The organism is Mucilaginibacter lappiensis (assembly GCF_050433765.1).
In the GTDB taxonomy this organism is placed as follows: domain Bacteria; phylum Bacteroidota; class Bacteroidia; order Sphingobacteriales; family Sphingobacteriaceae; genus Mucilaginibacter; species Mucilaginibacter lappiensis_A.
Window position 1 is genome coordinate 278,049 of the sequence record NZ_JBNPWP010000004.1, and the last position, 21,360, is coordinate 299,408.

A 21,360-nucleotide genomic window follows, 5' to 3' on the forward strand; every position below is an offset into this window, starting at 1 on the left:
ATGATAAGCATACCCTAAACGCCACCTTAACCATAGTTTTGTTTAATAAAACAGAATAGGATGAAAGCGGTAGCTTATAGTATCAAACCTTTTGAAAAAGAATACCTGGCCAAAGCCAACGAAAAAAAGCATGACATCACACTGATATCCAATGCACTAAGTTTGGATACCGCTATCTATGCTGATGGTAAGGATGCAGTTATCGTATTTACCAATGATGATGTGTCGGCAACAGTGATCGAAAAGCTGGCCAAATCAGGCGTAAAATATATTGTCACCCGCTCTACCGGTACTGATCATATAGATAAGGATGCGGCGGCCAAATTTGGTATTAAACTTGCCAACGTGCCCTCCTATTCGCCTCAGGCAATTGCCGAACACGCGGTTGCTATGGCATTCGCACTAAACCGTCACCTGGTTACAGCAGACCAGCATAGCCATCACTTTGATTTCAGAAACGATGAACTGATCGGCTTTAATTTTGCCGGAAAAACCGTTGGTCTTGTTGGCCTGGGTAATACAGGCAAAGCAGTCGCGAAAATATTTAATGGATTGGGATGTAGCGTAATTGCTTGCGACCCAAACTTTCCCGAAAACCTGCATGATGTGAAATGTGTTAGTTTTGACAAGTTATTAACCACTTCCGACATTATTTCTTTGCATTTACCGCTTACAGCTGCCACGAAACATCTTATTAAAAGGGAAACCATCGACAAAATGAAACGTGGCTTGATGCTGATCAATACCTCCAGGGGGGCGCTCATCAGAACAACAGATATCATAGTGGGATTAAAAAGTGGAAAAATAGGCTATCTCGGCCTTGATGTTTATGAATTTGAAAAAGGTTTGTTTTTTGAAGATCATGAAGACGACCTGGTCAAAGATCCTTTACTACACAGTTTGTTGAACTATCCCAATGTGCTGATTACACCACACCAGGCGTATTTAACCAAAGAAGCATTGCAGGAAATAGCCGATCAGACCATCAAAAACCTCGATCTATGGCAGCTCGATAAGTGCGTAGGAAAAGCCTGCGTATGCCAGAAAGACTGCCGGACTATCAAAGACACCATTAAAGACTAAAATACCATGCCTGTTCCTGAAAACATTAACCTTGCGGCGAAATACAACGTGGCATTGCCCCGCTATACCAGTTACCCAACTATGCCTTACTGGGATATTGCCGCTTTTAATAGTAATGAATGGCAACATACCGTTAAGCGGTCATTCAAAGAAAGTAATGATTCAGAAGGGATCAGCATTTATATTCATTTACCCTTTTGCGAAAGTTTATGTACTTATTGCGGCTGCAATACCCGCATAACTAAAAACCACCGCGTTGAAGAGCCATACATTAAAGCACTGTTATTAGAGTGGTCTATGTATAAAAACATTTTTGGCAAAAAACCCCTCATCCGCGAGATTCACCTTGGGGGTGGCACCCCAACGTTTTTTAGTGCAGAAAACTTAAAAACACTGATCAGTGGTATTCTTCTCCATACAGTTCTTCATCCCGATGCGGCATTTAGCTTTGAGGCGCATCCGGCCAATACCACAGTTGACCATTTACAGATATTGTATGATCTTGGGTTTAGACGGTTGAGCCTGGGGATCCAGGATTTTGACCCGGGGGTCCAATTCATTATTAACCGCCAGCAAAGCTTCGCGCAGGTGCAGGTGGTTACCGGCCAGGCGCGCCGCATAGGTTATACATCTGTTAATTATGATCTCATCTACGGCCTTCCATTACAAACCTTGCAGGGTTTAGCCGCTACTATACAACAGGTAGCCGAACTGATGCCCGATAGGATAGCCTTTTACAGCTATGCACACGTACCCTGGATAAAACCGGGTCAGCGCCGTTTTACAGAAAATGACCTGCCAAATGCTGGGGCCAAAAAAAAGTTACAGGAAACCGGTCGTGCTTTATTGAATGGTTATGGTTATTCGGAGATAGGCATGGATCATTTTGCATTACCGGGCGATGAGCTTTTCACAGCCCTGAAAAACGGGACGCTTTATCGTAATTTCATGGGTTATACCAATCAACACACGCAATTATTGATAGGGCTTGGGGTATCTGCCATAAGCGATTCAGGCTATGCCTTCGCTCAGAATGCAAAAAATGTGGAGGAATACCTACAGTTGATAAAACAAGCGGAGTTACCCGTATTTAAAGGACACTTGCTTACTGCCGACGACCTGGTGATACGTAAACATATCCAAAACATCATGTGCAAAGGTGAAACCACCTGGAACCACCACCTGGAGCCCTGTGTTTCACTGCTTGCCGGTATAAATCGCTTACAGCCTTTGGCCGATGACGGATTGATTGAACTTAATTCCTGGGGGTTAAAAGTAACACCCTTAGGTAAAGTTTTTTTAAGAAACATTAGCGTGGCGCTCGATACCCGGTTATGGGCGGATAAGCCGGCGGCGCAGTTGTTCAGCATGGCTATCTAAAAAAGAAAGGAGAACTTGTTTAAGTTCTCCTCTTCTCATCGTATATAATTGTTGCTTATTTAATTAGGCCTGGCTATTTCTAATACTACGCGTCCCTCGATATCCCCTTTCTTCATTTCATCAAAAACCGAATTGATATCTTCAAGTTTCGCAGTGCGAACGGTTGCTTTTACCTTCCCGTCCAGCGCGAAATCAATTGCTTCCTGCATGTCTTTACGCGTACCTACAATGGAACCGCGGACTGTGTAACGGTTGATCACGGTATCAAATATCGGCAGATCGAAACCGCCTTTTGGCAAGCCGTTTAAAGCGATAGTTCCCTTGCGCCTTAATGCCGATATACCTTGTTTAAAAGCAATAGGCGAAACCGCCGTTACCAATACCCCATGCATACCACCTGTTTCTTTCTTTAAAAATTCACCCGGATCCTGTTCCAGCGCGTTAACCGTTAAGTCGGCGCCCAAACTTTTAGCCAGGTTTAATTTGTCATCGGCTATATCAATAGCGGCCACATGCAAACCCATCGCCTTAGCATATTGAACAGCCAGATGTCCTAAACCACCAATACCCGATATGGCAATCCATTCGCCAGGTTTAGCTTCTGTCTCTTTTATCCCTTTATAAACTGTAACACCGGCGCAAATGATGGGCGCCATTTGGGTAAAGTTGATATTGGCCGGAAAATGCGCCACATACCGTGCATCTGCGGTAACATATTCTGCAAAGCCCCCATCCACGCTATACCCGCCGTTTTGCTGCGTATCGCACAGGGTCTCCCAGCCGGTGATGCAAAACTCGCAACAACCACAGGCGCTGAAAAGCCAGGGCACACCCACAATATCTCCCTCTTTTACATTTTTAACACCCCGGCCTAAAGCAACTACATAGCCTAAAGCCTCGTGCCCCGGTATTAGCGGCAGCTTCGGCTTCGCGGGCCAGTCGCCCTGGCAGGCGTGCAGATCCGTATGGCATACGCCGCAGGCTATCACCTTCACCACTATTTGATTTTCGCCCGGTTCTTTCACCGGCATTTCTTCGATATGCAGCGCTTGTCCAAATTCATGGATCACCGCTGCTTTCATTGTTTTAGGTAGCATATGTTTTTGTTAGGCGTGTATTGAATTATAATATAAAAACAGCCAGCATAGCCAGGTGTATAATTACACTGGCTGCAAAGAAAGATAATACGGTTCTGATACCAGAACCACCCATGCCTGCAATGATATTGGCAAAGAATAAAACCATTGTAATACCCAGCACAGCAATAGGTGCATCAAAATAATACATCAAAACAGCGGGGATTGGCAAAAAAAGTACACCCTGCATTATCAGGGAAACCAGGAACCACATGGTTTTATTTGGGGCCTGACTATCTGCGATGGCCAGCCATTTGTTCCATAAATTTGTATTGTTGTTTTGATCAGTTGTTGCTGCTGTCCAGGTTGGGGCGTTTAATTTTAAAGTTGCCATGATTGATATGTTTTAATAGATCAAAGATGCTTACTAAAGCCATTTTAAACCATGACGGGCATCTATCTGAAAACTGACCTTCATCACTTTTCACCCTTAAACGGATGCTGTAATTGCTGGTATAACGTTTAACAGCTATCCGGAAAACATCGTATATTAAAATATAGATCAATAAGGACACAGGTATAAAGAATGCGTAAAACCTCATCAAACGAAACAGATAAGCCCCGCCTAAGGCGCCACACATAAAAAATAAAATGATTGCCGACCTCAGCTTGATCCGGGATACAAGAGCCGCACGATCATCCGGCTTTTTTTGAAGGAACTGCGCCAGCTCTATCCCCAGATCTGTAAAAGTACCTGTTAGATGGGTTGTTCTGACAACCGACCCGGAAACCATAGATACCAGCGAGTTTTGCAGGCCCATAGCAAAAAGCAAACTACCTGCAAACACTTCTTTGGCTACAAGGCTATGGTCATAGCGGTAACCCAGCAAGGCTACTGTTAATAATATGGCTATCTCGATAAAAATAGGAACAACATAGGAAAAACGTTGGTTACGGCCAATACGTGCTACTATTAAACCGCAGATAAAAGCGCCGGCTAAAAATAAAAACATCCACAAAGCTACTACCCGCGCGGCTTTCCAATCTTGTAAGGCAATCCGTTCGGCAAAGAGCGCGGCATGTCCGGTAACATTGGTGGTTAAAACCGCGAATCCCAAAAAACCGGCAGCGTTAACAAACCCGGCAGTTAAACCCAGCAACGAAGCCAGTTTAACATTATGTCCGTAAGTTCGTTTGGTGCCCAGGTGCCTTAACATACAAATTGGGGTTATTAATGACAAACGCTGATACCCGATGATTGGATCTTCGGACTAAGGTATGGGATATTCAAATTCATCCCCCGGAGGACGAACCAAAAGCCCAGGCAAACCATCAGGTATGGCATAGTACGGTTGATGCGTCGGCGGATAACCGGACCGACAAAACCGGAGCTAATAGTAGCCAGCAGCATAAGCGGAAAGGTTCCCATTCCAAACCAAAACATATATTGCGCAGCTGATACAGGCGACGTTGTGTTAATTGCCCCAACCAATGCCAGATAAACAAAGCCGCAGGGCAAAAAACCATTCAGGATGCCAACTATTAAATGGCCGGCTTTATGCTTAAGCGCATAATTTAATAATTGGGTAACCGGCGATAATAGTTTAGCTATGCCCGGATTTTTTGAAAACCTTATTTTGAATAAACGCGACAAGCCAGCCATCATAATAAACAAGCCACTTAAAAAACTTACGCCCTGCTGCAGGCCGGCAAGCCATAGTTGCTTTCCTAATAAACCAATCAATAACCCCAAAAAAGAATAAGTGATAACGCGGCCCATATTATACAGCAGTTTATCGCTCACTATTAGCCACCATTTGGTTTGGAAGGATGGAATAGCCAGCGCAAGTGGCCCGCACATGCCAATGCAATGCACACTGCCAAACAAGCCGATAAAAAAAGCGATGCTGTTGTTGCTCATTTAATGTAGATTTCCTGTTGATAGAGGTATGCTTTGTGGTTACTTTCCCAGTTCAGTACCAATTGCCACCTGCCAATAATCATATTCTGAACGGGGATGCTCATGCGCTTTCCCCTTATGCTATCCAGTTTAATAACATTGTCCAATGCTGCATTTGCCGGTCTTATAAATTTGATAGTGCCGGATGCCGGTTTACTAAATGTGATACTTACTGTTTTCCCTGCAACTTCAATCAAAGGCTGGGCATGATCCCGTTGAACCTGCTGCTCTTTATTATAATCCTTATTGAAATTGAGGCCCTTTTCATAATATTGGTGATCATATCCGTCATCGGGTACCATAAACATACAAACACACATGCTGATTATATATATCATAAAAAGCACCATTCCTCCAATAATTCCTTTTCCCCAGTTCATCATCTTAATCGTTTACTGGCCCTACAAACGCGGTAGTTAGCGTTTGAATAACCTTATGGTTTTGGATCAGCTGTAAGCTGATTGTTGTTTTTGCTGAATGTATTTTACCCGTCGGAACCAGTATAAAAAACACTGCTTTGGCAGCTGTACCCCCAATGATAGTGCCCGGTGCCTGTATATACTTCACTTTAACAGCAGGATCAACCGGCTGTATGGTTATGAGTTTATTCGCCTTGGTTTTATTAATAATTTCGGCGTTATATATATTACTGATATAGCCTCCCGGTTGTTCCTGATAAAGCATTCCCGCGCCGCGCATCACCGTCATATTTAAATCATTGCGACTAAATATAAAATAGCAGAGTACCGTAATTAATAGTGTGATAACAACCGTGTATGCCTTCATCCTGCCGGTAAATGTGGGCTTCACCTGGTTTTGGATCATGTTTTCTGAAAAAAAGCCGACCAGGTTAACCGGCTTTTTTATTTTGATCATTACCTCGTTACATACATCAATACAGGCGGTGCAGTTGATGCATTCCATCTGTGTACCGTTACGGATATCGATACCTGTTGGGCAAACGGATACGCACAAACCACAATCCACACAATCGCCTTTGGAAGTGTTAAGTTCCGCATCCCTGGATAATTTTCCGCGGGGATCGCCACGTACACTATCATAAGCCACCACCAGTGTATTTTGATCAAGCAATACACCCTGCAAGCGACCATATGGGCAAATGACGGTGCATACCAATTCACGCACCTGGCTATACACCAAATAAAAGAGGATAGTAAACACCCATATACTGATAAATCCTGACCAATGCAAGGCAAGTGGTTCTGTAATGATCTTTAACAGGCTTTCGCTCCCGATAAGGTAAGCCCAAAAGGTATTAGCGATGAGGAAAGAAAAAAAGAGGAACAACAAATGCTTGCCCGTTTTCTTACATATTTTCTCCTTATCCCAGGGTTTTGCATCTAATGCTCTGCGTTTCCCGGTATCCCCTTCTATCCAGAACTCTATCTTTCGAAAAACCATCTCCATAAAAATGGTTTGCGGGCATATCCACCCGCAAAAGATACGCCCGAAAACAATGGTGAACAGTACCACGCAAACCAGGAAAACCAATGTAGCCAGTACAAACAGAAAGATATCCTGCGGCCAAAATACCTGCCCGAGTATCACAAACTGCCGGTCCATAAAATTGAGCAACAGCAAAGCCTGCCCGTTGATCCGTATAAACGGACCGGCAAAAAAAATGACAAGGTAAAAATAGCTTACCCAACTGCGCCATTTATATAAAACACCTTTGCGCAGCAGCGGGTACATCCACTTCCGTTCTCCTGTTTCCTTTCCCGCCAGTAATCCGTCCATAATTATTTGATTGAGGCCAGCTGGTCATTTGCCGCTGTTTCTTTAGTGCCTTGTGGCTCTTTTGCTCCGGCAGGCTTAGTGCCATGTAATGATTTTACATAATTGGCTACATCAGCTATTTGTGTTGGCGATAATTGTTTTTCCCAGGTAGGCATCCCTTTGGCCAGTACACCATATTTGATGGTTTTAAACAGATCATTGATCTTGCTGCCATGCAGCCAGAAATCATCTGTAAGGTTTGGCCCCACACTACCTTGCGCGTGTTCGCCATGGCAGGCCTGGCAATTTTGCGCAAAGATCACCTGTCCGGCTTTTAATATCTCCGGATCATGAACAAGTTTTACCGTATTTTCATCTACCCGGTTGGCAGCCTTGCTCAGGTACAGTTTTTTAGCGATAGCTGCTTGCGCCATTTCTGTTTTGTATTCTTCGTATTGAAACTGGCCGGTGTGAAAAACCTGATAATTAAACATGTAACCCACTGCGAAAATAATTGAAGCATAAAACAGGTACATGAACCAGCCGGGAATAGGGTTATTCAATTCCTGAATACCGTCATAATCATGCGCTATCAACAATTCCTTTTCCTCTGCCATCGGCCTTAGCGAAAGCAGTTTATTCCACACCTCCCCTTTCGGCTTTTTCTCTTTTTTAGGTGGATGCATTTCGGCGCTGATCTGCGCGTTTGTATAACCTTCGGCCTTTAAAACAAGCCTGGTGAGTACATTGAACGTGCGTACGAGTACCAGCATGGCAATTATAATAAGCAACAGCATAGTTACGATAGCGCCATAGGCAAGGTAATTCTGTACATCACCTGCAATCAGGTTATCAGCCGATGCGGTGCCGGTTATCGTTATCAGGTAAAATATTAAAATTATACAGCAGTACTTCATAATTTCTTATGTTTTTGAGGTTCTTTGATCCCGTCATGAAGAGGCATATCACTCATGTGTTTAACGTGCTCCTTACGCAGTCTGATAAGCATAATGGTTACTACAACAAAAAATAAAAAGAATATACCTAAGGATATAAGCAGGTATCCCTGACTGGCGGTGATGTTTTCTGTGAATTGTTTAAACATGATAAGATTATTTATTAGCGGTTTTATTGGCTTTGATGTCAACACCTAACCGTTGCAGGTAAGCGATGATGGCGATGATCTCTTTATTGCTTTTTACCTTAATATGGTCTTTGGCCAGGTTATCAGAGATCCCTTTGGCCTGTTTATCCAGATCCTGGTTTGCATTGTTTTCATAGCCAGGTGCATAAGGCACACCCAGCGCACGCATAGCATTGATCTTTGACCGGGTAGTTGTGGTATCCAGCGTTTGTGAGATCAGCCAGTCGTAATTAGGCATGATACTGCCCGGCGACATCAGCCTTGGGTCCATCAGGTGATTATACTGCCAGGCGTTGCCGTACTTTTCACCCTCCCTGGCCAAATCCGGCCCGGTGCGCTTTGATCCCCATAAAAACGGGTGATCGTATACAAATTCACCGGCCTTGCTGTATTCGCCATACCGCTCGGTTTCTGACCGGAATGGCCTTACTGTTTGCGAATGGCAATTAACACATCCTTCTCTGATATAAAGATCACGTCCCTGTAATTCCAATGGTGTATATGATTTTACACTGGCAATGGTGGGAATATTTGATTTGACGGTGAGCGTTGGCATCAGCTCTATAAATGTGCCCACCAGGATCACCAGCAACGCTGCTATCATCATTTGGATAGGTTTACGTTCCAGCGTACGGTGCCAGCTTTTTTCATTTACCACTGTATTTACAGGTGCTAATGGCATAGCCTGTGCAGCTTCATTGGCCACCAAACTGCCTTGCATCATGGTGCGGGCCAAATTATAGGCCATCACAATAACCCCCAGCAGGTACATGGCCCCGCCTGCAGAACGCATCATATGCATGGGCAGGATCTGCAGGGTGGTTTCCAAAAAGTTAGGATATTTCAACATCCCTTCTGGTGTAAATTCTTTCAGCATCAGGCTTTGGGTAAAGCCCGCCCAATACAGAGGGATAGCATAAAATAATATCCCCAGTGTACCTATCCAAAAATGGAAGGCTGATAGTTTTTTGGAGAACAATTCTGTTTTATAGATGCGGGGAATAACCCAATACAGGATAGCGAAGGTTAAAAAACCATTCCAACCTAATGCACCTACATGTACGTGGGCGATGATCCAGTCACTAAAGTGGGCAAAACCGTTTACTTGTTTCAGGGATAACATGGGTCCTTCAAAAGTGGCCATGCCGTAGGCGGTTAAGCCAACTACCATAAATTTCAATACCACGTCATCACGTACCTTATCCCAGGCACCACGCAGGGTTAATAGTCCATTGATCATACCTCCCCAGCTTGGCGCGATAAGCATAATGGAAAACGCTATACCCAACGATTGTGCCCAGCCCGGTAAAGTAGTATATAACAAATGGTGTGGACCTGCCCATATATAAATAAATATAAGCGCCCAAAAATGCAGGATGCTTAACTTGTACGAATAAATAGGCCGGTTAGCCATTTTAGGCAGAAAGTAATACATCATACCCAAATAAGGCGTTGTCAGGAAAAAAGCTACGGCATTATGTCCATACCACCATTGTACCAGCGCGTCCTGTACTCCTGCGTATATATAGTAACTTTTCCAGCCAGATACAGGTAGCTCCATAGAGTTAACGATGTGCAAAACTGCTATAGTAACAAATGTGGCGATGTAAAACCAGATGGCTACATACAGATGCCGTTCGCGGCGTTTAAATATTGTACCGAACATATTTATGCCAAATACCACCCATATGAGCGTGATGGCGATATCAATAGGCCATTCCAGCTCGGCATATTCATGAGAGGTGGTGAAGCCCAGGGGTAAGGTGATCACTGCGGATAGAATGATCAGCTGCCAGCCCCAAAAATGAATCTTGCTCAACCAGTCGCTGTACATACGCGCCTTGAGTAAACGTTGCAGTGAATAATAAACACCCATAAAAATGGCATTACCCACAAAGGCGAAGATCACCGTGTTGGTATGCAATGGACGGATACGGCCATAGGTGGTATACTGGTTATTCATGTTCATGCCGGGGGCATACAACTGTATGGCGATGATAAGGCCTACCGTCATTCCTATTATCCCCCAGATAACGGTAGCAATACCAAAATCGCGGACTATCTTATTATCGTAGTAAAATTTTTCGGGCTGCATAATTGTTTTTATGATATGGCAAAATTAGATGGCACAGGGCTGGTGAAGAATGACAAGCATTGCCCTAATAAATGATAGCGGTCACTTTTCTGGAGGTGGTTCTTCTTCATCATCAAGCAGGATGCGCATAGATGGCGTATACAGGTCATCATTTTGCCCGCTGCGCTGTGCCCAGAAAAAGGCGGCTAAAAAAAGCAGGGCCAGCAATACACTGCAACCAATCAGGAAGTAAATAATGCTCATGCCAGTTTTCTTTTCCTGGCGGCAAAATGCGTAGCCAGGCTGGTGAAAGAGATGATGGTTACCGTGCTTAAAGGCATCAAAATAGCCGCAGTTAAAGGAGAAAGCCTGCCGGTGATAGCATAACTGAGCCCGATAAGGTTATACGTAAGCGATATCAAAAATGAAAAACGGATAATATTGATAGTATCTTTAGAAAACCGCAGAAATGCGGGCAGTTTATGAAAGGATCTGCCATCCATAATGGCATCACTGCCCGGCGAAAAGTTATTCACGTCATCCGTAATGGCAATGCCCAGATCGCTTTGTTTTAAAGCCCCGGCATCGTTAAGCCCGTCGCCCATCATTATTACCTGCCTGCCCTGCTGTTGCAGTGCCTGTACAAAGTCCAGCTTGCTTTGCGGCGACTGGTTGAAAAGCATGCTATCCCGCGCTTTAAAAAAACCGATAAGTTCTTCCCGCTCATGATCCTGATCGCCAGATAGCAAAAACGTACGATAGGCTGGTTCGAGATTTTCTATATTATCCATGCCATCCCGGTACTGATGCGTAAATTCAAAAAAGCCAATCAGTTCCTCATCCAACATCAGGTAAACTTTGCTTACCCTGTCTTCTATTTCTTTATAGCCTAAAACCAATTTTGAGCTGCCTATGCGTAATCGCTGCCCGTCAATGGTTGCCAGGATACCCAGGTTAGGAATCTCGATATACCTGGTAATCGCCAGGCGTTGCTGGTTACCCAGGTACTGGCAAATCATCCGGCTTAAGGGATGCGTTGAATTGATACAGGCGCTATAAATAAGTAATTGTTCTTTTGCTGATAATAACCCATCTATTTTAATCTCTTTGCCACTTCCTGTCGTGATAGTGCCTGTCTTATCAAAAACAATGGTATCAATGGCTGCCATTTGTTCTACCACAGCTACGTTTTTGAGATAAAAAAGATTACGGTCAAATATGGAGAGCGCCGCCGACATGGTAAAAGGGGTACTTAAAGCCAGCGCGCACGGGCAGGCCACTATCAATACAGCTGTGAAAGCGGCAAAGCCACGCCTTACATCTGTTGGCAGCCAGAAAAGCAGAGAGCCAAAAGCGATAGCCAGCAGTACAATGGTAAAATATCGGCTTACCTTTTCGTTAAAAGTTTGCATCCGGTTATCCTTTTGCCGGGTGAATGCCTCATTGTTCCACAGTTGGGTTAGGTAGCTTTGATATACCGGTTTAACCACTTCCAGTTCAATCGCCTCACCGGTTTGCCGGCCTCCTGCGTAAATGACCTCGCCCAGCGTTTTCTTTATGGGTATACTCTCGCCGGTTACAAAGCTAAAATCAATCAGGGCCTCTCCTTTTAATAAAATGGCATCGGCCGGTATAATCTCGTTATGGCGAATGAGTATCCGGTGGCCTGTTTTTAATTGTGCAAGCGGAATGGGTTTGTTCAGGCTATCCTCGATAACATGAACCGCTACCGGGAAAAATGACCGGTAATCCCGCTCGAAAGAAATGTGGTGATATGTTTTCTTCTGCACCAGTTTGCCTACCAGTAAAAAGAAAACCAGCCCACAAAGCGTATCCGCGAAACCGGCACCGCTATGGGTGATAACTTCAAGACAGGTACGGATAAATAATACGGCTATACCCAATGCCAGAGGAAAATCAATGCCAAATACTTTTTTCTTCAGATTTTGCCAGGCAGCGATAAAATATCCACGGCCGCTATAAAAAACAACTGGCAGGATAAACAGGATGTTCAGCCAGCCAAAAAAATGTTTAAATGTAGTTTCATAATCAGATAACCCAAAATACTCCGGGAAGCTAAGCAACATCACATTACCAAAGCAAAAGCCGGCAACGGCAATCTTCTGTACAAGGTTATCCTTACTTAACCCGTTTTGTTTTTTGATGATATCCTGCAAACTGATGAGCGGTTCGTACCCTACATCATACAATAGCTCCACCACTTGCTGTAAGCTGATCTTTTGATGATCAAACCGGATATTCAACTGTTTTTTTAAAAAATCAACCCGGCTGTAATGAATAGCGGGGTTGATGCTGTTTAACTGTTCCAGCAGCCAAAGACAGGAACTGCAATGTATATGCGGGATAAAAAAAGTTACAATAGTAATCTGGCTATCCGTATAATCTACCAGTTCATTGATAATATCTTCCGAACCTAAATAGTCAAAGCGTTTGTCTGTACGTGCCCTTGTAGCACCAGGATGGTCATTATAACTATAATAGTTAGCCATTTTACTGGCCGACAATATTTCGAAAACGGTTTTACAGCCATTACAACAGAAGTTTTTCTCCTCCATAACATAAGCTGTTGTTAAACAATCATCGCCGCAATGGTAGCAGGCAATTTTCTCCATGACGGTATTTTGGATCATCTTTTGAATTTTAATGCTCAAAGCTGCGGAGTTCCGTGCCTGTAAAGAGTGACCATTAATACCTCAAAATATGATCTTCATCAGTTTTACAAGCAGGAGAGCCCCATAGTTTTGAAAATTGAAACGACTGATAAAAGCTGTTTCCTCATCTATTGTTATTTATCATGAGCCATACTTTTCATATTCCTGTTTTAGGTTTGGGTTATTCTATTGATACCCCGCTTAAAGTTGCACGTTACGGCATAGCTTCCGTACTATCCATTGTAGACGATGAACTGATAGAACGCATGCGCGAATATCATTCGTTAGAAAATGAAAGACCGTTTATTCCTATCTCAAAAAAAGTTACAGATAGCCGGGCAAAGCGGATAACAGCCTACCTTAACCTATTGCACAGCCTGGTTAACGAACAATTCGATTACCTGCAAAACCAACCGTTTGAAACCGGCAGTGACATCTGCCGTTATTTTGAACTATTGCCCGAGGGCTCGCAGTTAAAAGCTGGTTACGACCTGATGATGGATTATCCGGAAGGCGAAAATAAAGCGCTGTTCCAACAGATTCTGCGCCGGATGATGATCAGGGGTGCTATTGATGTGAACATCATGTCGAAAGTTGACCGGATGAATTTTAGCGCAGCGGGAGAATATTTGGGGGACGAAAATACAGATGCGCAAGCCGCTTTGCGCGGGTTTGCCGATAGCAACCTGAGCTCCTCGGTTATTTTATCTGCCGGAATGAATCCTAAATTGTATAGTTACCTGGAAACCTTCGACGCTTTTTTTCCGGATAAAAACGGAGAGCTAAAGAAAAAGATCATTTTAAAGGTGAGCGATTTCCGGTCGGCATTGATCCAGGCTAAATTTCTGGCAAAAAAAGGCCTGTGGATATCTGAGTTCCGGGTAGAATCGGGATTAAATTGCGGTGGTCATGCTTTTGCAACCGAAGGTTACCTGTTGGGACCAATACTGGAAGAGTTTAAACAAAAACGAGCTGACATGATCACTGAATTATTTCAATTGTACCAAGCGGCTATACTTCAAAAAGGCATCACATCTCACACTCCTCCAAAACAAAAACTAAGCGTGCAGGGAGGTATTGGCACAGCCGAAGAAAACGATTTTTTAATAAATCACTACCAGTTAGATGCTACCGGATGGGGTAGCCCATTCCTTTTAGTTCCTGAAGCAACAAATGTAGATGAAGAAACGCTGATGCAGCTATCAGGCGCACAGGAATCAGATTATTACCTGAGTGCCTCATCACCGTTAGGTATTCTGTTCAATAACTTTAAACAAGCCAGCAGCGAAAACCAAAGATTAGCGCGAATTGAAGCCGGCAGGCCGGGCAGTCCCTGCACCAAAAAATACCTTTGTACCAATACCGAATTTACCGTTCAACCCATTTGCACCGCTTCCAGGGAATACCAACGTTTAAAGATCAATCAGTTACAAGCATCAAACCTCGCCCCAGAAGGATACCAGCAACAATATGACGCCGTAACTGAAAAAATATGCCTTTGCGAAGGTCTGTGTTCATCAGCCTATATTAAATATAATATCAGCAAACCTAAAGAAAACAAAGCGGTGGCCATTTGCCCGGGCCCTAACCTCGCTTATTTTAACAGGACCTACTCTTTAGATGAAATGGTGAAACACATTTACGGCAAACTCGATTTGCTGGACCAAGTTAAACGGCCGCACATGTTTGTTAAAGAATTAAACCTATATATTGATTATTTACAAACCGACCTGCAAAAACACCTAAAAGAGCTGACAGATAAGAAAATAAAACAGTTCAGCAAATTTAAAGATCAGCTTGTAAGCGGGATAGCCTACTACAAACAACTTTTCAGCGAATTACCCGACCAGACATCAGCGCTGATGCAAGCGCTATATGCAGATCTGGGTATCGCTGAGCATAAGCTTGACGACACACTCATTTAACCCCGCTCCATCAACTATCTCACAACAAAAAATGACACCCGATAAAGGTGTCATTTTTTATATTAAGACCGTTCATCACTTTAACTATTCGGCAGCGGGGAACACCAATAAAGGCACAGCAATATGCCCGGCCATTTTTTCGCAATGACCACTCTTCAGCAGTTTATAAAAAAAGCTGTGTGGACGATGTACCATCACCAGCATATCTACCTGTCCATGCTCACATAACCAGCTCAGGCCAGTTTCCATGTGGCTATTTTTTACACTACGGTAATAGATATGCGAATAATTTGCTTTGTTAGAAACGTCGGTCATAAAGTGCTTAATTGTTTTTTCCAGGTCCTGTAATTGTGTTTGTTCATTATAAATATGTGTCAGCAGAATCTCCGCACCCAGTAATTTGGCCAGCGGTATGAGATCGTATAAACATTCCAAATCGCTTTCCGGATGTGTAAAATCTGTAGCGAAAGCGATTTTCTTTATAGGTAAAACCTGTGTTTCCGGCGAGATGAGCATTAATGGTTTGGTGGTATTATTGATCATATTGCTACTGTGATTACCTAATAAAAACTGACTCAGCCCACTGCTGCCATGTGTTCCCATCACCACGAGATCAATTAAACCATTGCTGATCTGACTTTGAACTACATCGGTTACCGTGCCAGATTCATTTTTGCAACTAATCACTGGTTTAAACCCTTTTTCCTGATCCGCACCTTCGAGATGGTTTTTTAAGTATTGTAATTCTTTTGTACTATCCATCAATAATTCATCAGATTCCTCCATCGGCCAGAAAACCAAACCGGATTGGGGCATTTCTGCAGGTACAATTACTGCGTTACACAAAATGATATTAGCTTTGATTTGTTTAGCAATACTATATCCGTATTCAGCAGCATGCCTGGCATTCGCCGAAAAATCAGTAGCAACAAGAAATGTTTTCATGGTTTTAAGTGATATTTATTACCGTAAAATTGGGTAAAACACCGCGGTATAATTATGACCTTGGTCATTACCTGGTGTGATGTTAAGCTTAATAGCTATGCCGGCGAAAAATAAGTCTAATCTCATTTTTTGTTAAAATGCATAACGTTGATGATGAAGACGATCTGCATGAAATACAGGCAGATGACGATCTGGGAGAACTTGATGCAGAAGGTAAATATCCGGCAACACCTGATTCAGACAACGATTAGGTATTATTTAGTCTATGAAAACTGCTCAACTAATGGCAGTGTAAACCAAAAGGTACTTCCTTTACCTATTTCGCTGTTTACCCCTATTTGTCCATTATGTCTTTTGATGATCTCCGCGCTGATATACAGTCCTAATCCCAAGCCAGAATATTGGAGTCCGCTACTATCTACCCTGTAATAGCGGTCAAACAAATAAGGCAGTTTTTCAGCAGGAATCCCTTGACCTTTGTCGCTAACAGATACTTTAACCATATCCTTTATTTTTTCGATGCTGATGTGAATTTCTTTAGCACCAGGAGCATATTTGATGGCATTATTCACAAAATTAACAACCGCCTGCTCAATACGATCAGCATCGGCATATGCCATCAATTCTTTATCTCCTTTTGTAATAATGGTATATTCACCGGCAACACGAATATGCTGGCAGCAATCGGCAATAACATCTGCTATAATAAAGGAGGTTTTATTTAAATGAAGCTGTCCTTCGTTCAGCTTATTGGTATTTAACAAATTTTCAATAAGCGTAGTTACTCTTTCCATGCTTTTATTGGCCTGTTCAATTAGCGTAGGCAGCATTTTATCTGGGTTATCCTTCATCCGTTTAAGTAACTGCAACGAGGCTTTCAGCGTAGTGATCGGGGTTTTAAGCTCATGGCTGGCAATGCTCATAAAATCATCCTTCTTTTTCAATAACTCTTTGGTTGCCTGATCCAGTATTTTCTGCACAGTTATATCAAGCGAGGTGCCCACTAAACGATAGGCAATACCATCTACATTAAAATATGCTTTACCCCTGAATTTTATCCATCTAACATTTCCGTCAATAGTTTCAGCTGTCCGGAATTCCTCTTCATAACCACCATGATTGATACCCTTTAAAGCAAGTTGGAGCACATTCTCAATATGGTTACGCTCTTCTTCATGAATCATCGCTATAAAACGGGCACAATCAATCTTTTCATGCGGTAAAAGGCCAAACATTTCATTACAACATGAGTCAGCTATCAGCTCACCGATCAGAGGATTATAATCCCAGGTACCTAACCCGGCGGCATCAACCGCCAGCTTTAACCGGTCTTTGCTTTCATGAAATAAGAGTTCTATTTCGGCCAAACCTTCCTCTATTTTCCGTTGATCGGTAATATCTTCAATATCCAGTAAGATCAATTGTCCGCCATTTGTTTTATCAAGCTGGCGTGCGTTTAAACTCATTACCCTGCGCCCTATAGATGGAAATACGTGTATAACTTCAAAATCAATAACCACTTTTTTTTCGGGAAGGATGTTTTCCAGCAAGTAGCGCAGTTCAGGAATGTTCCACTGTCTATTACCAAGGTCAAAGAAATACTTTCCTTCTGTTTCCTTCTCATTTGCCGATACAGAAAGTACTTAAACTATGATTATCAATTTATTATATGATTCAAGGTACAAAATAAATACAAAAATTTTAAAACCTAAACATAATTGTGTAAAACAAATAATGCCTTGATCGACCAAAGTGAAGCGTCCTTCGGATCCGTGGTCGCCCACGATCTCCTTGCCTTTAGCTAAGGCTTCCCACTGTAAAGTGCTTTCAGGACTTGCACCTTAGAGCTGATACACATGCCTGGCGCACATAAAAAAGCCTCAAATCTTTCGACTTAAGGCTTTCCCATAAAATGTAGCCCGCTAATACATTTTAAGAATGTGCAAGAGCCTCTAAATCATATGATTTAGAGGCTTTTTGCTTTTAAAGCCCCCTCCAATGCAGTCCAAAATAAGCAATATTCAAGTGCGTCGTTCAAGGTGTCTTTTATATTTGAAAAAAAAACGCGCTGAAATCATCTCTATAATTATAATAAGGTAATCATTCGATAGTAATCTTAATAGGAATTCGTATTTTTAGAAAAATGAAGGTAGGTATCACGGGACATCAGGATCTCAAAAACGATCGTACCATTGCTTGGCTAAAAAAAATAATAATTGAGCAGTTAGAAATTCGACAGCCAAGTGCGATTTATTCAAGCCTGGCAATCGGTGCAGATCAACTATTTGCAAAACTAGCGTTAAAATTAAAAATTCCATTGAGTGTGATTATTCCTTGTCAGCATTACGAAAAGACCTTCGATAATGAGAATTTAAAAACATTTAAGCAACTCCTGACCCAAGCTTCTGGAATTGTAGAGTTAAATTATCCCGAGCCATCAGAGGAAGCATTTTATACGGCAGGCAAAGCTATTGTTGAAGCATCAGACATTTTATTCGCTGTTTGGGATGGTCAGAAGGCTAAAGGACTAGGGGGGACAGGAGACATCGTAGCGCATGCGCGCGCGTTGCAAAAGCCTATTCTGCATCTCAACCTAATCAAAAAATCACTACGACAATTCTAGTTTAATTTTTCCAATTGATTTCATCTATCCAGCTCTCAATAAACATATTTAGTTCTTTCGAAAACCCATCTTGTTCTTTAATGATATCGAATTTAAAAATAAAATAGTCACTGGAGATTGGATCCAGAATCCCTGACTCATGAACCCGGTCTTCTTTTAAAATCAATAAAGGTAGCCCTTTTTGATAAGCCATGCCCGCTTCAATATGTATCCAAGGCGTGGACTCATAGCGATGAACATATTCCTTCTCTCTACCAGAATGTTCAAATTCATAGCCTATATAGCTATGAAAGCGTTCCAAACCAATAATTACCGCGCCTTTGCAAGTTCGCATGATATCCTTGATTGGTTTCATAGGATTACGATAGCTCCAATTTTTTTTCCCTAAATTAACTGGATTTAGTTGGGCGTTTGCAAGTTTGCTTTCCAAGAGTACCAAAAATTTTTCCTGTTGTTCATTAAATGGTGTCGGATGGGAAATAAAAATATCGGTCATACTATAAACGATTTGATTTTGCCAAATACCAGTAATATCGTCCTTGTGCTGTCAATCTACAGATGCCAGAAGCAATCGCGGCATCGTACATATGATCAAAACCTACAGGCACGACTAAACCGGTTGCCCGGCACTTTTGTAAATCTTCAAAGATTATCACTTTTGCTTTGTCATAACCTTCAACAGTACGCTCATGAGAAGGATCTAACTGATAATCGGCATTCTGCTCTGGAAAGTAGGTGTTCAATTTTCGCAAAACTTTTAATGGCACTTGTGGCGAACATTTTCGAATATCTATCAGCTTAGCTACATGCGATTTAAAAAGTGGTCGTTGTTCAAGAAAACCTAACGCTTGTTCTGCATAGCTATAGAGACTAGCACTAGTCACTTTACCCAAAATATCTGCTGCACCACCTTGTAGACCCTCCATCAACAAGGAGCTAAAAACGCCGTTACCAGCACTCTCATAAGCTTTTTGATCCATACGGCTAGCTGTTAAAATAGAAATGCCTTGCCTTAATACAGCTTGATTGTTGACCGCTGGTAAATTTCCTAAATGACCGCTATTGCAAGAATCCAAAATGATTATGGTTTCTTTTGATTTGGAATTGTTAGCTAATTCCAAGACATCACGTAAAGAAACGCCTTCATCCCATTTTTCGGCATCTTGCGTTACGAGAAACCCTCCCAAGTTATTTTCTGTACCGTGTCCTGAAAAATAAAATAGTGCAATATCACCATCGACATTAAAAAGTTCCTCAATCTTCTTTTTTAAAAAAGGGCGCGTAATCTTCTTTGCATCGGTGGAAATGTGTAAGTAAGTATCAAAGTTTTTCGTGCCATCCTCGTGCCAAGCCAGGAGGTCAGCAAATTTTTCTGCGTCGGCTACGCAGCCTGTCAGGGAAGTTGGGAAACCATAATGATCAATTCCCACTAATAAAGCACCTCTTGTCTCAGCCATTTTTACCATCCTTCATACATCGGTCGATCTTGTCTGAGATTGCTTGCCAGTTCCAGTTTATTGTGCTGTTACGAGAAAGGCCCGGGGGCAATGGCGTAAATATATCTGCACCATCTACATACACTCCGAAGAAAGGGATATTGCTTGCTTGAGCCATCTCAATCTCTCGATGGATGCCCGTTGCACTCGCTGATCTCCCAACTAGGACAATCATAAGCTGGCAATAACGCATCTTTTGCGCAATGATTTCTTGCCAGCGACTTTGCACCAATTCTTCCTTGGAAGACCAATCCTGGATATTAAAGGGAGTACGGCTGTTTATAGTCTGACCAACGAAATAATTCTTTTGTTTGTCATTGTTGTCGAAATCGAAACTTATAAAAGCGCGCGGATCTGCCATTGTTTAGTTGTCTAAGGTAACGATTAAAGAAATTGTTGTGGTATCAATACTATCCTTTTTAAAAAAACCATGTTTAACCTTTGCGGTGGCTTTAACTTTATATGTCATCGCTGTACAGGTTTTCGCTACAGCCACCGTCTGAATTAACAGCTGGTCACCGAGCAAAGGATCCTGATCACGTTTAATCACCCAACTACAATGGCTTGAATTTTTACCCGTTGCAATAATCAAAGGAAACTTTATAGAGGCGCTAATTTTACCAACAAATTGTGTGTTACTTGAAAGATGTAAGTCAATATCTCCACCCAATGAGATTGACTTTCCTGACAAGGCATTAGTTAGTTCATTTGGTAACTTTGCCGAAAAACTTCCGCCGGCTTTCATTGCCGCTTCGTAATCTCCATTAATGCTTAACAAACTTTTAAAAGCAGTATCTGGTAAAAGATCTATTGTTGTTGCATCTGCATCCACAATTTCTCCGTTAAATTGAAGTTCATTTAATGAAGCGTTGCCCGATATTTGAATTACTCCAATAGCGTGTGTGACTGTAAAAATATTGTAGTTTTCGAATAATACACTTACTTCCGGTGGCAACTGTTGATTAGAAAGCTCAATCAGCTTTTTTAAATTGCGTACCACTGGTTTATTTCCTATACGAATTTTAAGTCCAAAAAACTCGGGTTCAGCTACGGCCTCTGGTATATTATCATCATCAAACAAACCCTTAGCTTGTGCTTCATAAGGTTCAAAAATTAATTCTTCTTCTGTGTAGGAAATAGTTTCAGGCTTCATATGAGCAGGTTTTGCTTATCAGGTTAATTTGTGTAATACAAATATAGCATTGTCATATAGTAGGGAAATGATAAAATCAAACGGTCTGTTGA

21 protein-coding genes are annotated in these 21,360 nt (G+C 42.3%); 4 read left to right on the forward strand and 17 right to left on the reverse strand.

What is annotated here, in order from left to right:
* Positions 1–60 precede the first annotated feature (60 nt).
* Entirely contained in the window at positions 61–1,083 is a 1,023-nt protein-coding gene (locus M2273_RS14355; RefSeq protein ID WP_429397945.1) for a 2-hydroxyacid dehydrogenase, read from the forward strand.
* Between the two features lie 6 nt (positions 1,084–1,089).
* On the forward strand, positions 1,090–2,463 hold the full coding sequence (gene hemN, locus M2273_RS14360; RefSeq protein WP_429397947.1) for an oxygen-independent coproporphyrinogen III oxidase: 1,374 nt from the start codon (positions 1,090–1,092) through the stop codon (positions 2,461–2,463).
* Between the two features lie 59 nt (positions 2,464–2,522).
* On the opposite strand, the gene adhP is transcribed toward hemN, so the two are convergent.
* From adhP to M2273_RS14415, 11 genes are all read right to left on the reverse strand, one after another.
* Entirely contained in the window at positions 2,523–3,560 is a 1,038-nt protein-coding gene (gene adhP / locus M2273_RS14365; RefSeq protein ID WP_429397949.1) for an alcohol dehydrogenase AdhP, read from the reverse strand.
* A gap of 25 nt (positions 3,561–3,585) precedes the next feature.
* Positions 3,586–3,933 (reverse strand): hypothetical protein, encoded by a 348-nt coding sequence (locus M2273_RS14370; RefSeq protein WP_429397951.1) that lies wholly within the window; start codon positions 3,931–3,933, stop codon positions 3,586–3,588.
* The gene (locus tag M2273_RS14375; protein ID WP_429397953.1) at positions 3,884–4,756 is read right to left on the reverse strand and encodes a YoaK family protein; all 873 of its coding nucleotides are present in this window, start codon (positions 4,754–4,756) and stop codon (positions 3,884–3,886) included. Before M2273_RS14375 ends, M2273_RS14370 begins: the two co-directional genes overlap by 50 nt.
* Before the next feature lie 14 nt (positions 4,757–4,770).
* A complete protein-coding gene (locus M2273_RS14380) occupies positions 4,771–5,460 on the reverse strand; it encodes a sulfite exporter TauE/SafE family protein (protein WP_429397955.1) in 690 nt (229 codons plus the stop codon).
* Positions 5,457–5,882 carry a FixH family protein gene (locus M2273_RS14385; RefSeq protein ID WP_429397957.1) on the reverse strand — a complete coding sequence of 142 codons (426 nt, stop codon included), beginning with the start codon at positions 5,880–5,882 and terminating at the stop codon, positions 5,457–5,459. Before M2273_RS14385 ends, M2273_RS14380 begins: the two co-directional genes overlap by 4 nt.
* Before the next feature lies 1 nt (position 5,883).
* Complete coding sequence (ccoG, locus tag M2273_RS14390) at positions 5,884–7,257, reverse strand: cytochrome c oxidase accessory protein CcoG (protein ID WP_429397959.1); 1,374 nt, start codon at positions 7,255–7,257, stop codon at positions 5,884–5,886.
* Positions 7,258–7,259: 2 nt separating this feature from the next.
* On the reverse strand, positions 7,260–8,153 hold the full coding sequence (locus M2273_RS14395; RefSeq protein WP_429397961.1) for a cbb3-type cytochrome c oxidase N-terminal domain-containing protein: 894 nt from the start codon (positions 8,151–8,153) through the stop codon (positions 7,260–7,262).
* Positions 8,150–8,341 carry a hypothetical protein gene (locus tag M2273_RS14400; RefSeq protein WP_429397962.1) on the reverse strand — a complete coding sequence of 64 codons (192 nt, stop codon included), beginning with the start codon at positions 8,339–8,341 and terminating at the stop codon, positions 8,150–8,152. The genes M2273_RS14395 and M2273_RS14400 overlap by 4 nt, the downstream gene beginning before the upstream one ends.
* A gap of 7 nt (positions 8,342–8,348) precedes the next feature.
* Positions 8,349–10,475: a cytochrome-c oxidase, cbb3-type subunit I gene (ccoN, locus tag M2273_RS14405; protein WP_429397964.1), complete on the reverse strand. Its 2,127-nt coding sequence runs from the start codon at positions 10,473–10,475 to the stop codon at positions 8,349–8,351.
* Positions 10,476–10,556: 81 nt separating this feature from the next.
* The gene (gene ccoS / locus M2273_RS14410) at positions 10,557–10,718 is read right to left on the reverse strand and encodes a cbb3-type cytochrome oxidase assembly protein CcoS (protein WP_429397966.1); all 162 of its coding nucleotides are present in this window, start codon (positions 10,716–10,718) and stop codon (positions 10,557–10,559) included.
* Positions 10,715–13,105 (reverse strand): heavy metal translocating P-type ATPase, encoded by a 2,391-nt coding sequence (locus M2273_RS14415; protein WP_429397968.1) that lies wholly within the window; start codon positions 13,103–13,105, stop codon positions 10,715–10,717. The genes ccoS and M2273_RS14415 overlap by 4 nt, the downstream gene beginning before the upstream one ends.
* 164 nt (positions 13,106–13,269) lie before the next feature.
* Here M2273_RS14415 and M2273_RS14420 point away from each other — a divergent pair, with 164 nt between their 5' ends.
* Complete coding sequence (locus M2273_RS14420) at positions 13,270–15,051, forward strand: hypothetical protein (protein ID WP_429397970.1); 1,782 nt, start codon at positions 13,270–13,272, stop codon at positions 15,049–15,051.
* A gap of 84 nt (positions 15,052–15,135) precedes the next feature.
* On the opposite strand, the gene M2273_RS14425 is transcribed toward M2273_RS14420, so the two are convergent.
* Both M2273_RS14425 and M2273_RS14430 read right to left on the reverse strand, forming a co-directional pair.
* Positions 15,136–15,996: a universal stress protein gene (locus M2273_RS14425; protein ID WP_429397972.1), complete on the reverse strand. Its 861-nt coding sequence runs from the start codon at positions 15,994–15,996 to the stop codon at positions 15,136–15,138.
* A gap of 263 nt (positions 15,997–16,259) precedes the next feature.
* Positions 16,260–17,546, reverse strand: a complete 1,287-nt coding sequence (locus tag M2273_RS14430; protein ID WP_429397974.1) for an ATP-binding protein — start codon at positions 17,544–17,546, stop codon at positions 16,260–16,262.
* 593 nt (positions 17,547–18,139) lie between these two features.
* On the opposite strand from M2273_RS14430, the gene M2273_RS14435 reads away from it, so the two are divergent.
* Positions 18,140–18,619: a hypothetical protein gene (locus M2273_RS14435; RefSeq protein WP_429397975.1), complete on the forward strand. Its 480-nt coding sequence runs from the start codon at positions 18,140–18,142 to the stop codon at positions 18,617–18,619.
* Position 18,620: 1 nt separating this feature from the next.
* Here the strand turns inward: M2273_RS14435 and M2273_RS14440 are convergent, their stop codons facing one another.
* From M2273_RS14440 to M2273_RS14455, 4 genes are read right to left on the reverse strand one after another with little or no spacing between them, the layout of a single operon-like run.
* The gene (locus M2273_RS14440) at positions 18,621–19,115 is read right to left on the reverse strand and encodes a hypothetical protein (protein ID WP_429397977.1); all 495 of its coding nucleotides are present in this window, start codon (positions 19,113–19,115) and stop codon (positions 18,621–18,623) included.
* Position 19,116: 1 nt separating this feature from the next.
* Entirely contained in the window at positions 19,117–20,076 is a 960-nt protein-coding gene (locus M2273_RS14445; RefSeq protein ID WP_429397979.1) for a caspase family protein, read from the reverse strand.
* Positions 20,069–20,476: a TIR domain-containing protein gene (locus tag M2273_RS14450; protein ID WP_429397981.1), complete on the reverse strand. Its 408-nt coding sequence runs from the start codon at positions 20,474–20,476 to the stop codon at positions 20,069–20,071. Before M2273_RS14450 ends, M2273_RS14445 begins: the two co-directional genes overlap by 8 nt.
* A gap of 3 nt (positions 20,477–20,479) precedes the next feature.
* Complete coding sequence (locus tag M2273_RS14455) at positions 20,480–21,268, reverse strand: hypothetical protein (RefSeq protein ID WP_429397983.1); 789 nt, start codon at positions 21,266–21,268, stop codon at positions 20,480–20,482.
* Positions 21,269–21,360: the final 92 nt, after the last annotated feature.

Excerpts from the sequence above, each read along its gene's own strand:
- M2273_RS14385 (WP_429397957.1), bottom strand. The coding sequence starts at position 5,882 with ATGATGAACTGGGGAAAAGGAATTATTGGAGGAATGGTGCTTTTTATG.
- M2273_RS14395 (WP_429397961.1), bottom strand. The coding sequence starts at position 8,153 with ATGAAGTACTGCTGTATAATTTTAATATTTTACCTGATAACGATAACC.
- M2273_RS14375 (WP_429397953.1), bottom strand. The coding sequence starts at position 4,756 with ATGTTAAGGCACCTGGGCACCAAACGAACTTACGGACATAATGTTAAA.
- ccoN (WP_429397964.1), bottom strand. The coding sequence starts at position 10,475 with ATGCAGCCCGAAAAATTTTACTACGATAATAAGATAGTCCGCGATTTT.
- M2273_RS14380 (WP_429397955.1), bottom strand. The coding sequence starts at position 5,460 with ATGAGCAACAACAGCATCGCTTTTTTTATCGGCTTGTTTGGCAGTGTG.
- M2273_RS14435 (WP_429397975.1), top strand. The coding sequence starts at position 18,140 with ATGAAGGTAGGTATCACGGGACATCAGGATCTCAAAAACGATCGTACC.
- M2273_RS14450 (WP_429397981.1), bottom strand. The coding sequence starts at position 20,476 with ATGGCAGATCCGCGCGCTTTTATAAGTTTCGATTTCGACAACAATGAC.
- M2273_RS14440 (WP_429397977.1), bottom strand. The coding sequence starts at position 19,115 with ATGACCGATATTTTTATTTCCCATCCGACACCATTTAATGAACAACAG.
- hemN (WP_429397947.1), top strand. The coding sequence starts at position 1,090 with ATGCCTGTTCCTGAAAACATTAACCTTGCGGCGAAATACAACGTGGCA.
- ccoG (WP_429397959.1), bottom strand. The coding sequence starts at position 7,257 with ATGGACGGATTACTGGCGGGAAAGGAAACAGGAGAACGGAAGTGGATG.
- M2273_RS14420 (WP_429397970.1), top strand. The coding sequence starts at position 13,270 with ATGAGCCATACTTTTCATATTCCTGTTTTAGGTTTGGGTTATTCTATT.
- ccoS (WP_429397966.1), bottom strand. The coding sequence starts at position 10,718 with ATGAGCATTATTTACTTCCTGATTGGTTGCAGTGTATTGCTGGCCCTG.
- M2273_RS14400 (WP_429397962.1), bottom strand. The coding sequence starts at position 8,341 with ATGTTTAAACAATTCACAGAAAACATCACCGCCAGTCAGGGATACCTG.
- adhP (WP_429397949.1), bottom strand. The coding sequence starts at position 3,560 with ATGCTACCTAAAACAATGAAAGCAGCGGTGATCCATGAATTTGGACAA.
- M2273_RS14415 (WP_429397968.1), bottom strand. The coding sequence starts at position 13,105 with ATGATCCAAAATACCGTCATGGAGAAAATTGCCTGCTACCATTGCGGC.
- M2273_RS14370 (WP_429397951.1), bottom strand. The coding sequence starts at position 3,933 with ATGGCAACTTTAAAATTAAACGCCCCAACCTGGACAGCAGCAACAACT.
- M2273_RS14455 (WP_429397983.1), bottom strand. The coding sequence starts at position 21,268 with ATGAAGCCTGAAACTATTTCCTACACAGAAGAAGAATTAATTTTTGAA.
- M2273_RS14355 (WP_429397945.1), top strand. The coding sequence starts at position 61 with ATGAAAGCGGTAGCTTATAGTATCAAACCTTTTGAAAAAGAATACCTG.
- M2273_RS14445 (WP_429397979.1), bottom strand. The coding sequence starts at position 20,076 with ATGGCTGAGACAAGAGGTGCTTTATTAGTGGGAATTGATCATTATGGT.
- M2273_RS14425 (WP_429397972.1), bottom strand. The coding sequence starts at position 15,996 with ATGAAAACATTTCTTGTTGCTACTGATTTTTCGGCGAATGCCAGGCAT.